Source organism: Martelella sp. NC20 (assembly GCF_013459645.1).
In the GTDB taxonomy this organism is placed as follows: Bacteria; Pseudomonadota; Alphaproteobacteria; order Rhizobiales; family Rhizobiaceae; genus Martelella.
In genome coordinates, this window is sequence record NZ_CP054863.1 from 132,463 (window position 1) to 144,800 (window position 12,338).

At 58.5% G+C, this 12,338-nt stretch carries 9 protein-coding genes and 4 pseudogenes; 11 read left to right on the plus strand and 2 right to left on the minus strand.

Features of this window, described 5'->3' with window-relative positions; all coding sequences use genetic code 11:
• Nucleotides 1-84: 84 nt before the first annotated feature.
• The 6 genes from HQ843_RS28555 to HQ843_RS28580 all read left to right on the plus strand — a co-directional run bounded on the left by HQ843_RS28555 (nt 85) and on the right by HQ843_RS28580 (nt 8,385).
• On the plus strand, nt 85-735 hold the full coding sequence (locus HQ843_RS28555; protein ID WP_180902357.1) for a TetR/AcrR family transcriptional regulator: 651 nt from the start codon (nt 85-87) through the stop codon (nt 733-735).
• Between the two features lie 166 nt (nt 736-901).
• A complete protein-coding gene (locus HQ843_RS28560) occupies nt 902-2,101 on the plus strand; it encodes an efflux RND transporter periplasmic adaptor subunit (protein WP_180902356.1) in 1,200 nt (399 codons plus the stop codon).
• Complete coding sequence (locus HQ843_RS28565) at nt 2,098-5,214, plus strand: efflux RND transporter permease subunit (protein ID WP_180902355.1); 3,117 nt, start codon at nt 2,098-2,100, stop codon at nt 5,212-5,214. The genes HQ843_RS28560 and HQ843_RS28565 overlap by 4 nt, the downstream gene beginning before the upstream one ends.
• Nucleotides 5,215-5,673: 459 nt before the next feature.
• Nucleotides 5,674-6,204 carry a hypothetical protein gene (locus HQ843_RS28570; RefSeq protein ID WP_180902354.1) on the plus strand — a complete coding sequence of 177 codons (531 nt, stop codon included), beginning with the start codon at nt 5,674-5,676 and terminating at the stop codon, nt 6,202-6,204.
• Nucleotides 6,201-6,455: a hypothetical protein gene (locus HQ843_RS28575; protein WP_180902353.1), complete on the plus strand. Its 255-nt coding sequence runs from the start codon at nt 6,201-6,203 to the stop codon at nt 6,453-6,455. Before HQ843_RS28570 ends, HQ843_RS28575 begins: the two co-directional genes overlap by 4 nt.
• Before the next feature lie 295 nt (nt 6,456-6,750).
• Entirely contained in the window at nt 6,751-8,385 is a 1,635-nt protein-coding gene (locus tag HQ843_RS28580) for an HsdM family class I SAM-dependent methyltransferase (RefSeq protein ID WP_246710489.1), read from the plus strand.
• Between the two features lie 355 nt (nt 8,386-8,740).
• On the opposite strand, the gene HQ843_RS28585 is transcribed toward HQ843_RS28580, so the two are convergent.
• Nucleotides 8,741-9,139 carry a VOC family protein gene (locus HQ843_RS28585; RefSeq protein ID WP_180902352.1) on the minus strand — a complete coding sequence of 133 codons (399 nt, stop codon included), beginning with the start codon at nt 9,137-9,139 and terminating at the stop codon, nt 8,741-8,743.
• A gap of 336 nt (nt 9,140-9,475) precedes the next feature.
• Here HQ843_RS28585 and HQ843_RS29710 point away from each other — a divergent pair.
• The 3 pseudogenes from HQ843_RS29710 to HQ843_RS28595 all read left to right on the plus strand — a co-directional run.
• Nucleotides 9,476-9,646: pseudogene (locus HQ843_RS29710) on the plus strand (IS6 family transposase); the annotation flags it as partial.
• Between the two features lie 120 nt (nt 9,647-9,766).
• Nucleotides 9,767-9,946: pseudogene (locus HQ843_RS29715) on the plus strand (DDE-type integrase/transposase/recombinase); the annotation flags it as partial.
• 64 nt (nt 9,947-10,010) lie between these two features.
• Nucleotides 10,011-10,304, plus strand: a pseudogene (locus tag HQ843_RS28595) (IS6 family transposase); the annotation flags it as partial.
• Nucleotides 10,305-10,315: 11 nt separating this feature from the next.
• Here the strand turns inward: HQ843_RS28595 and HQ843_RS28600 are convergent.
• Nucleotides 10,316-11,155 (minus strand): sulfite exporter TauE/SafE family protein, encoded by an 840-nt coding sequence (locus HQ843_RS28600; protein ID WP_180902350.1) that lies wholly within the window; start codon nt 11,153-11,155, stop codon nt 10,316-10,318.
• On the opposite strand from HQ843_RS28600, the gene HQ843_RS28605 reads away from it, so the two are divergent.
• On the plus strand, nt 11,154-12,053 hold the full coding sequence (locus tag HQ843_RS28605; protein WP_180902349.1) for a LysR family transcriptional regulator: 900 nt from the start codon (nt 11,154-11,156) through the stop codon (nt 12,051-12,053). The two genes, HQ843_RS28600 and HQ843_RS28605, sit on opposite strands and share 2 nt — an antisense overlap.
• A gap of 121 nt (nt 12,054-12,174) precedes the next feature.
• Nucleotides 12,175-12,330 (plus strand): annotated as a pseudogene (locus tag HQ843_RS28610) (IS3 family transposase); the annotation flags it as partial.
• Nucleotides 12,331-12,338 lie beyond the last annotated feature (8 nt).

Below are 12,338 nucleotides of genomic sequence, written 5' to 3' on the forward strand. Positions count from 1 at the left end.
CCTATATTGTGGACTGACAGGCCTATCGCTTGCCAATTCATTTTTGAAACTATATTGGTTCCATAAATAGGAAAAACTACCGCCATGTCAACAGCAGATGACGCCAATCGCAAGATGCCCCGGCGCGGTCGCCCGAAATCCGTTCCTGACGAAGAGCGCCGCGCCCACATTCTCGAGGCCGCGATGACAGCCTTCATAGACAAGGGCTTTGCCCATGTGACCATGGCGGACATTGCCCGTCAGGCAGGCATGTCGAAGCGCGACCTTTACAAGCTGTTCGCGGACAAGAGAGAACTTTTTGCCGACAGCATCGCCTTCCGCCGCCACCTGATCATCGACCTGCCCCGCCCCGCGGAAGAAGGATTGCCGTTGAGAGAGACGTTACGCCGCGTTTTCCGTCTTGACCTCGATGACCGCTCAGCGGCGGAGCGCGATGCTCTCATGACCCTGATCAATCGCGAAAGCCTGATCTTTCCCGAACTCAACGCACTGCTCTACGACAGCGGCATTCTGCGTTCGCGGGAACTGGTCATGGCGTGGCTTGAAAGCGAAATGGCAGCCGGACGAATCCGCCGCGCCGACACCCGCCGGCTGGCCGGAATGATGATGGATATTGTCTTTGGGGTGCTGCAACCCCGACGCCGGCATCAGGGGCACATCGACCGCGCGGCACAGGGCGAGGAAGTTCTGGCGCGCCTCGATATTCTGCTTGCAGGGCTTGCTGCCGTCGCGTGACACGCCTCTTCCGAAAGAACCTGCAACAACGCAGCGTCAATCATTACAAAAAGGAAATTTGTCTTCGTCGTTCTTTTTGGTACCTATCATTACCATAATTATCGCCGCCGGAACCCGATTCCCCGAATTATCCGCCGGAAAGCCCTGCCAATACGATGGAGACCTCATGCAGATGAGAAAGCCGATCGGCTTCACAATTCTCGCCTTTGTTTGCGGGCTGAGCGCCTGCAGTTCCGATGAAGACAGGCAGGCCAAACCCGCTCAGGCCACTCCGACGGAGGTCGGCTATGTGACGCTGGAGGCACAGTCCGTGCCGTTGACGGTCGATCTTCACGGCCGGGTCATTGCCTCGGCGATAGCGGAGGTCCGTCCCCAGGTCGACGGGCTCGTTCGCGACGTCCTTTTTGCCGAGGGCAGGAATGTCGAGCAAGGCGACGCGCTCTACAAGATCGACGACAGGAAGTTCCAGGCCGCCTATGCATCAGCTGAAGCCGCACTTAAAAAGGCGCAGGCCACGACCAACAGCGCGCAATCGACTTATGATCGCAATGAGCGTCTTGCAAAAACGGAAGCCGTCAGCACCCAGACTGTTGACGACGCCGAAGCCGCACTGTTGCAAGCCAAGGCCGATGAGGCCGCGGCCGAGGCGGATCTCGAAACAGCGAAAATTGATCTCGACAATACCACCGTTCAGGCCCCGATCGGCGGCGTGATCGGCGTTTCGGAAGTCACGGTTGGCGCGCTCGTTACCGCAGAACAGACAGATGCGCTGACGACAATCCGCAAGGTTGACCGCGTCTATGTCGATCTTGCCGACAGCAGCACGAACTTCCTGCGCATTCGCGACAAGGTCCAGTCTGGCGAACTCGAACACCGCACAGACGGCCCGCCGCCGATCACGCTGACACTTGAGGACGGCAATACCTATAGCAGCAGCGGCGAAATATCCTTCGCCGACATGGTGGTATCGCAAACGACCGGCACCTTTACCCTCAGGGTCAGTTTCGCCAATCCCGACGGCGTCCTCATTCCGGGCATGTTCGTTACCGCCACAGTCGAACTCGGCATTATCCCCAATGCCTTTCTTGTGCCGCAACGAGCGGTCTCCCGCGACGACAGCGGCAAGGCCACGGTTTATGTCATCTCCGGCGACGGCAAGGCAGAGCGTAAAACTGTGACCACCAGCGGGTCGCTGAACAACGATTGGATCGTCGTCGACGGCGTTTCCGAGGGTGACCGGCTGATCGTCGACGGCTTCCAGAAATTCTCCGATGGCGCCGAGGTTTCCGGCGTTGCCGTGACGATCGATGCGGACGGGGTCGTCGAACAGAGCATCGCCAATGACGCCGGGGAGGAAACCCCGTGACCCCTTCCACCCGTCGCAACGCCCTTGCCAGCTTCTTCATAGCACGTCCCGTATTCGCCATCGTGCTGGCCATAAGTACGCTTCTCGCGGGCATCATCGCGATCTACTCTCTGTCCATTTCGCAATATCCGGACATCGCCCCCGTCACCGTGCGGATCAGCGCCACCTATTCCGGCGCGACCGCAGAGGCGGTGGAAAACTCGGTCACCAAGAAGATCGAAAGCGCAATGACCGGCCTCGACGATTTGCTCTACATGGAATCGACATCGAGCACCGGCTCCGCCTCGATCTCGCTGACCTTTTCCAACGAGGTCGATCCCGACATCGCCCAGGTGCAGGTCCAGAACAAGCTGGCGCAGGTTGAAAACCAGTTGCCGGACAGCGTTCAGGATGCCGGCGTTTCCGTTCACCGCTCGCCCTCGGGCATACTGATGGTCGGCAATATAATCTCGCGCGACGGCTCATACACGTCCGATCAGCTTTCCGACATCATGTCGAGCCAGATTGAGGACCGCATCGAGCGCATTGACGGCGTCGGCTCGGTCCAGTCCTTCGGCGCAGGTTACGCCATGCGCATATGGCTCGATCCGAAGGCGATGCAGAAGTACCAGCTTGTGCCGAGCGACGTGAATGCCGCCATCAGTGCGCAGAACGTGCAGGTCGCCGCGGGTTCCATCGGCTCGACGCCGGTGACCGCAGGCCAGCAGCTCAAGGCCAGCCTGATCGTCCGCACCCAGATGACCTCGGCGGATCAGTTCCAGCGGATCATCCTGAAGACCGAGCAGGACGGATCGGTCGTGCGACTTGGCGATGTGGCCCGCGTCGAGGTTGGGCTGGAAAGTTACGGCCAGAGCTCGACCTATAACGGCATGCCGGCCGCCGGCTTTGGTGTTCAGCTCGCCTCCGGCGCGAATGCGATCACGACCGCCAACCTCGTCCACCAGGAACTCGACAGCCTCGCCGGATCGCTGCCGGACGGCGTCGAGATCGCCTATTCCTATGAAACGACGCCTTTTGTCGAACTTTCCATCGAGAAGGTCGTCCATACGCTGATCGAGGCGATCATCCTCGTCTTTCTGGTGTTGCTCCTGTTCCTGCAGAACTTCCGGGCGACGCTGATCCCGATGATCGCCGTTCCCGTGGTGCTGATGGGCACCTTCGGCGTGCTTGCCATGCTGGGCTATTCCATCAACATGCTGACCATGTTCGCGATGGTTCTGGCGATTGGCCTTCTGGTCGATGACGCGATCGTCGTGGTCGAGAATGTCGAGCGCATCATGCGCGACGAGAAACTGCCGGTGCGCGAGGCAACCGAAAAATCCATGGGCGAAATCACCGGTGCGCTTATCGGCATCGCCCTCGTCCTCACCGCCGTCTTCATTCCCATGGCGTTCTTTTCCGGTTCGGTCGGTGTCATCTACCGCCAGTTCTCCGTCACGATAGCAAGCGCCATGTTGCTTTCGGTGCTCGTCGCGATCATCCTGACACCGGCCTTGTGCGTCCTCCTGCTCAAGCCGACACATGAAGGGCTGATGGCACGCTGGTTCGGCTGGTTCGACCGCGGGTTCACCCGTCTGACCGGCCGCTATGCCGGCGCGGTGAGCTGGGTCGTGATGCGCCCGCTGCGCATGCTCGTCATCTTTGCCGTTCTGCTTGTCTCAGCCTGGGGCCTCTACAAGGACCTGCCGACTTCCTTCTTCCCGGAGGAGGACCAGGGCGTGCTGATGACGCAGATCACGCTGCCGGATGGCGCGAACGCCGCACGCACGCAAGCCGTGATAGACATGGTCGAAGACTACTTCCTCAACGAGGAAAGTGACGCGGTGGAAAGCGTGTTCATGACGCTCGGTTTCGGTTTCGGCAGCTCGGGCGAGAACCACGCCATGGCCTTCGTCCGGCTCAAGGACTTCGACCAGCGGACGGACAATTCGCTCTCGGCAACGGCCGTGGCCGAGCGGGCATCCGCCGAATTCGGCAAGATCCGCGATGCCAATGTCTTCGTGCTTGCGCCGCCGGCGATTCAGGGACTGGGGCAAACCAACGGTTTTTCCATGTATCTCGAAGACACCGCCAACAAGGGGCGCGATGCCTTGCGAGCCGCCGGCAATCAGCTTGCCGACAGTGCAAAGGGTAACACTGTGGTGGGCAATATTCGCGGCAATACGCGAACGCTTGAGGCTCAGCTGAAAATCGACATCGATGAAGACAAGGCAACGGCGCTCGGCGTCGACCTGTCCGATATCGACAGTCTGGTCACCACCGTCTTTGCCGGATCCAACGTCAACGACTTTCTCTATGAAGGTGAGATCAAGCCGGTCTACGTTCAGGCCGATGCGCCCTATCGCATGCAGCCGGAAGATATCGATCTATGGTGGGCAAAAAACGGTGATGGCGAGATGGTGCCCTTCTCGGCCTTTGCCACGACCGAATGGGTTCAGGGCTCACCCTCGCTCGCCCGCTTCAACGGCACGGCGGCGATCGCGATCGACGGATCGGCCGTCACCGGCAAGAGCTCCGGCGACGCAATGGCGGAAGCCGAACGGCTCGTCACCGGGCTTGACGGCGGCTATACCGCATCATGGTCCGGGCTTTCCTACCAGGAACGCCTGGCGGGCTCACAGGAAACACTGCTTTATGCCATCTCGCTGGTGGTCGTCTTCCTGTGCCTGGCCGCGCTTTATGAAAGTTGGTCGATACCTTTCGCTGTCATCCTCGCCGTGCCTGTAGGCATCTTCGGGGCCCTCCTCTTCGCCAGCGGTTTCGGGCAGGAGAACGACGTCTACTTCAAGGTCGGCCTGCTGATGACCATGGGTCTCACCGCCAAGAACGCGATCCTGATTGTCGAGTTCGCGCGTGATCTCACGCGGCAGGGCAAAAGCGTGCTGGAAGCCGTGACGGAGGCATCGCGCATGCGACTGCGTCCGATCGTCATGACCTCCCTCGCCTTCATTCTGGGCGTCCTCCCTCTGGCCTTCGCCACCGGCGCTGGCTCAGCGGCGCAGAATGCGATCGGGATCGGGGTGGTCGGTGGCATGATCGCAGCGACATTGCTCGGTATCTTCTTTGTACCGATGTTCTTCGCTGCGATTTTCGGGCTCACAAACCGGCGGTGACGAAAAGCCGACTGTCCAGTTCTTTAACCTATCCGGGAGGCAGAGCGATCCACCTATGACGAGGTAATTCCATCTGTTCAGTAAGCGACAAGCTGAGGCCATTTAGGCGTGGTAATTTCACGGCATGACCGCGTCGATTAGCCAGCCGTTTACGATGCGCTCGAGAGTGAGATCGGCGGTGCAAAAGTCGGCCACGGAAGCGGCGGAATAATTCGGCCGCGGGCGGAGTAAATCCGCCGGTCCAATAAAGGGGCGCAACGTGCTAACCCGCAGACACTCAAATTGAACGAGGGACGCACAGGGTGCAGGTCACCACGTCCAGTTCCCCGCGCTCCTTTGCAGTGGGACGAGACGCTGGATCGAACACGATCTCTTTGAGCAATTTGAGCGCGACCACACGATCAGCGATAAGGTTGGACGCGGCTATAATGTTCGCAAGCTCGGTCTTGTCAGTGCGGCATGAGCTACCAGTTTATACATATACAGACATACGGTGACAGCGTTCGAAGCGTGGGGCAGAACGAAAACCACGTAAACAGTGCACAGCAGGTGTTCGGCGAGGCGATGCGTCTGCCGGAATACTCGCGGCACGTCGACAAACCGCTTCCAGCACATTTCGTGGGTGGCACACACACAGTGGAGGAGCTCGATCGGAGACGGAGCGAACTACTACTGTCAATCCGCGAAGAGGTTGCGTCCAAGTCAGGGAGAACATATGAGCGCCGCCTGAGGAAGGACGCTCAAACTCTCTATACGGAAATTCACTCTCACCCCATGAAGTGCTCGGTGCTCCAGGAAAACTACGCGCAAAATCGGCATGTAATTAACCAATGGCTTGCATTATTGCTCAGGGACTTCGAAAACCGTATGCCGTCTGGCATCGAGTGGAGCGCGGTCCTGCACCGTGACGAAGAGTATGTCCACGCACATATCTTGGCCATCAATGCAGACGACCCGAAGCTCAATGCGGCCAGCCTGCATTCGACGTGAACTACTCCTACAATCCGAGCGGCGACTGGACCGGTCAACATCAAATGAGCCTGAACGGCAAACGCGACGGCTTCGCTATGGACGACCTGCTGGCCTTCGCGGAAACCGCATCGATCAAGCCAGCCAAAGCAAAGACACTCATTTCCAATTTCAGCGAGGTTGTTGCGAACTGGCCGCAATATGCGCTGGACGCAGGGGTTGATGACGAGACAACACGAAGGATTGGAAACGCCCACCGAAAAATGCCGTGACCGTTCAGGAGTGTCATGGGTCGAGTGTCACTTCAACCAACGTCATCGATGCGATGAACCCTATTTCACAGTTAGCTCCGCTCTCGGGTGTCCGTCTTTTCAACGTGGACGGCCTGTGCGACATAAATTCAAGAGGAATTGGCTCGGCAACAAGAGAGTCTTTTTCTTCTTTTTATCGTTTTCACAACTGGCTTTGATTGCATGGCCTACAGATATATCTTTCATAAGACTGAGGAGTACCAGAGACAACGAAAGAGCACTTCCGGTCTAGACGTTCGTTAGCGGACATAGTCTTATGGTGCAAAACAAGAGAATTCTGAGCGGGTTGGCTGGCTTCATCCGGCGAGTAGAATGGGGCAACGTGGAGACAAGGGAGAGCAAGACAACGTTGCTCGCGCGTGCTCGCGTCACCGCGAAAGAACTGGCCATTTCCGCCACCTTGCCACTGGCCCGGGCCGACGCGTGCCTCGACTTGCTCGATGAGCTCGGGGCGGACAGTCGGATCGAGGGCCTCCGTCGCGCGCTGCACGCGTTGCCGGTCGAGGAGCGACACTACTGGATAGGAAGCCTCTACACCCTCATGCTGCCGAGCAAGGTGCGACGGTCGCAGGCAACGTACTTCACGCCGCCGGCAGTTGCAGATGCCGTTGTAGACCTCGCCATTGAAGCCGGTTTCAATCTGTCAAACGACGACGTACTTGACCCAGCCGCCGGCGGGGCCGCTTTCCTTTCTACGATAGCAGGCCGAATGGCATCTGCGGGTCTCGTCGCCAAGGACGTCGCCTATCGTCTGAACGGCATTGAGATCGACGCGGGCCTAGCTACGCTGTCTCGCAGGCTGATAGCGAATCGGCTCGGGGCGCCCCTACCCCGTGACATCATCGTCGTTGGAGATGCGCTCAAGGCGGAGATCCCGGCAGCTTACGGCCTCGTGATCGCCAATCCGCCTTATGGGCGAATGTCGATCGAGGACGTGCGCGGAAGAGCCTGGCGGCATGTAGCCCACAGCGGACACATCAACAAGTATGCCCTCTTCGCCGAACTTTGCATTCGGCATGCGAAGCCTGGCGGTGTCGTTGCGCTCGTCATTCCCTCGAGCTTCCGGGCCGGTCCACTATACGATCGCATGCGAAGCTTTATCCGGTCGCGCGGCGAAGTCCTCACGATCGGTTCAATCGCCGGTCGGGATGGGGTTTTCCTGGACGTTGCCCAGGACATTAGTGTGCTGGTCGTCCGCAAGGGAAAGCCGCATCGTTCGGATGCCAAGGTGCGCTTTCCGATCATCGGCGTGGCGCGCCCCCCGGCGCCGATCGTCGAGCAGGTATTGCCGCCAAAACCGGGGAACGCCTGGCCTCTTCCGGCAATCGATCCTGAGACGGTTGGCGGTGCGACTCTTGCAGACTACGGCGTTACTGCAAGGGCAGGATATTTTGTCTGGAACCGCGAGCGCACCCGGCTCGTGCCAAAGCTAGGTCTCCGGCAGGGTTATCCGTTGATCTGGGCTAAGAACGTGCGGTCGGGAGAATTCTGCCGTCCGTCCGGCAAGAAGGGCACGAAGATCGATTTCGTAACGTTCGCCGAAGACAGCCCAGCTGTGATCCGCTCATCAGCGGCTGTCATGCAGCGCACCACGAACGACAAGCAGCCGCGACGGCTCATCGCGGCGATGGTCGATCCCGACGTCGTGGCCCGCTGGGGCGGTTTCGTCACCGAGAATCACACAATCGTTCTCACTTCCGAGGATCCCGATTGCCTCACCCTTGCCGTGTCTCTGCTCAACACGATTGCGGTTGATCAGCGATACCGACGGGTGTCTGGAACGGCCGCCGTTTCGGTCACGCTGCTGCGCCAGCTCGACCTACCCTTCAACAACCGCAATCCTCGCAGACAGGGCACCTTCTCCCAACTGCCACACCAAATGCCGCGTTAGCGGCTTCGTTCAATCCCAAAATCGACTCTGCGTTCATAGAAAGTGCTCTAGGTATCGACTGCAGCTGCGTCCTAAAGCGCAGCCGACTGCAAGCGCGGCACCGGGGAAGGAGGTGTGACAAGCCGACGACCCCATGGGCAGGCAAAAGATCGAAACGATCCGGATCGGGAAAAACCAGATAGCAATTGCAAGCACTCGAGCTCTACACACAGATGTGGACCCGCTTCGCTGATCACCATCCCGGCCAGTGGCTTCTGTGAAATGCAGCAATTACAGGCCTGACAGCAGACCGTACTCGATGACCAAGCCCAGAAGTCAGAGGCCCTTGGACAATGGGCGGCAACGACAGAAGTTGCTATGTTTCCGCGTCACGACGTCCATTGGCTTCACCAACATCAATCCGGTTTCCATCGCGATCGGCGAAAACGAATGCCCTGAGCCCGTAATCCTTGTCCTGAATTCGTTTGATGATCCTTAGATCGTGTTTTTGACAAAGCTTGTAAGCGGCGTCGGCATCGGACACGAGAAGGTGGGCAACATTAAAGTGCGCAGCTACGTGACCCTTCTGAAGTGTCAAATGCAGTTCCGCATCGTCTTTTTTGAGAATCATGAACCCGACCGGGTCGCCATTCGCGAAGATTTTTTCAAAGCCAAACAACGCGTTATAGAGGCGATAGGAGGTCTCGATGTCGTTAACTCCCAGAGTGGGAGCAATGCGGCCCAGTCGAATACGTGCGGAGTTTTCTGTGATCATGGCAATACCCTTTCAGAATTTACAGCGATGTGATCGGGCCGGTCGATGCCGGTGGGCCGGTACATGTATCGCGAAATAGGGCAGTGCCTGACACTTTGGTTACAACACTAGGAAGACTAGATCAATACGCTTCCATTTGGCTGTCGGCTGGTTCAGACGTGAACATCTGGTTTGTCTAGCAACTGTATCTGTCAGGTGGCCGGCGCGGCCCATTTCCGACGGCTTTTGCATAGCGCGTTTGCGATGGTGACGAGCTTTCTGGCCACGGCGGGGGAACGTCAAGTTGTTGCCCGGCCAGCTGACTGAACGACTTCCGGCTGATGCCGGTAGGATCGGCGATATGCTGTTCCAGGTACTGAAGTCGATGTTTTCCGTGGTGTCGTCGTCAGCCGCGGGGCCATTCGTCTCTGGGTGAACCGGTTCGGCCCCAGTTCGCGGCTTGCATCCGGCGCGATCGAACCCAGCCGGTCGACAAGTGGCATATGGATGAGGTCATCGTCCGTGAGACCGCATGTCGTTTTTAGCGGTCCGGCCCTGCCGGATCAGTCTGTATGCTGATCGCAGGGCGGCGGATGCCGTCCGTTTACGATGGAGGAAGACATGGGGAAGGCCCATGGAACGATCAACGGCGTACAACACTGGCAGTGGCGGGCCATCGATGCCAACGGCGACGTTTTTGATGTTCTCATTCAGCCCCGCCGCAACGCCAAAGCCGTAAAGTGTTTCTTCGCTCGCTTGGTTGCCGCGTATGACGATCTGCTTGTCGTGATCACCGACAAACTCCGCAGTTATACAAAGCCGATCCGGCTCTGTTGCATATTCATATGTGGGTTGGCATGTTTGGGTTGGTTTTCAGTGCTAGGATCAAGCTATGAACGATTTCAAAGGGAGGCATTTTTCTGGTGAAGTCGTGCTTTGGGCTGTTCGCTGGTACTGCCGGTATGGCCTCAGCTATCGTGATCTGGAAACCATGATGGCGGAGCGCGGTGTGCGTGTCGATCATTCGACCATTTACCGCTGGGTACAATGCTACGCCCCCGAAATGGAGCGGTGGATGCGTTGGCAGTGGCGGCGGCCGATGTCGGATAGCTGGCGCGTTGACGAAACCTACATCAAGTTGCGCGGCAAGTGGACGTATCTGTACCGGGCGGTCGATAAATTAGGCCCCTCCTTCGTTCAACCAAAAGTTCTTGCGAAATAGACCACCGACAGCAAAACACCGAAGCCTATGACGCAGCCGCGCAGAACCTTCTGGTTCACCCTTTTTGCAAAACGGCCGCCAAAGTATCCGCCGACTGTACTGCCCAGCATCATTGTTAACGCTTCCGGCCATGCGACCAGACCGCCGATCCCGAAGACAAGAATGCTCAGGATCGTGAAGCTGGTTGCAAGCAGGTTCTTGATGCTGTTGGCGACATGAAAGTCGGTGAAGCCCATGATCTGAGCGATGGCCAGAAGAATGATGCCAAGCCCGGCCCCGAAGTAGCCGCCATAGACCGACACTGTGAACAGCGCGGCATAGATCATACCGCGTCCCCGGGCATCGCCGGAGATCGACAGCAGCCGCTTCCGCAAGGTCTCGCCAAAGGCGAAAAGAGCCGTCGCGAGCATGATCAGGAACGGGATCAGGGTCACGAAGAAGTCCGGGTCGGAGACCAGAAGTAGCAGCGAGCCAGTGATTGCACCTAGGCCGGAGACGACCAGCAGGGGCACGAGCCCGGCGCCGACACTGCGCAATTCGTCCCGGTAGGCCGGCAGCGCGGCCGCATTCGATGGCAGCAGTGCAAGGTAGTTGGTCGCGTTTGCCACAACCGGCGGCAGTCCGGCCGCCATCAGCGCCGGAAATGTGAACAGCGTCGCACCGCCTGCAACCGCGTTCCAGGCCCCGCCAAAAAGCCCGGCGCCAAGCATTAACACGATCTGTATTGGGTCCATTCCCCGCTCCTTTCGCCAATCTGGCATCAGCTTATGGGTCCGATTGCATGATTGAAAATGAAGAGATACGATTAACCCCATGAATGATTTCGAACGCCTACCCATAGACAGCGATCTGCTGAGGACATTTCTGACAATCGCCAAGTGCGGAAACCTGACAGTGGCCGCCGGCCGGCTCAACCGCACGCAGTCGGCCATCAGCGTGCAGCTGCGCAAGCTTGAGACCGGGCTTGGGGTCACCTTGTTCACTCGAACGTCCAAAGGGATGGCGCTGACCGCTGCCGGAGAAAAACTGCTGCCGAAGGCCAGTTCGATCCTGGCCGACATCAGGCAGGCGAGTGCACTTTTCACCAACCCGCTGAGCGGCTCCATTCGTGTCGGGATTCCGGACGATTTTGACGAATTCGTGCTGGAACGGGCGCTGACAGGCTTTGCGCGGGCGCATCCAGGTGTCGAAGTTCAGGCAACCTCGGGCTGTACATCACGGTATCCTTTCGCAGTCGCCGACGGGGCATTGGATATTGCCGTTTGCTCTGGCCTTAATAACCGGCACGGCGTCACGCTTGGCCTTGAAATCGCGGTTTGGGCTGCTCGGAAAGACGCACGGATTATCGGGGCAAATCCCGTGCCCCTGGCGATTCTGGACCGAAACTGCTGGTGGCGGGATCTGCCGGCACGATCACTGGAGGCAGTGGGGCGAGAGTATTCGGTTGCCTTCCGCAGCAGCAGTTTCGCAAGTCTCAGGGCCGTGATCCGGGCAGGATTTGCCATCGGTGTTGTTCCGATCTCCTGCGTGGACGAGTGTACCGTGATCCTGTCGGATGCCGACGGCTTTCCCGGCCTGCCCACGTTCCGACGTTCGATCCTGATTGCTGCCGATGCGCCGGAAAATCTGACGGGCGCAATGGCCGAGGCGATCAGGAATGCGCGAAATGAGCAACTTGAATCGCCCCGGGTCTGTCGAAGACCGTTGACCTAATGGGATGCTCCTTCTTCCCACCTCGAACGCGGCTATCGTCGCGGGCGGATGATGGAAGAAGGAGCATCCCATTAGGTCAACGTCAACTTAAGTTAGGCTGACGGTTATAACAAAAAGCAAAATGGAAAATCGCTGCTCTCCAGAGGTCCGCGCCCGCGCGGTCAGAATGGTGCTTGAGCATCAAGGCTCATACGAAACGCAGGCGATCGCGGCCATTGTACCCAAGATTGGCTGTATTCCCCGGACCTTGAGCGGGTGGGTCAAGCATGGCGAGAGGTGTTGATT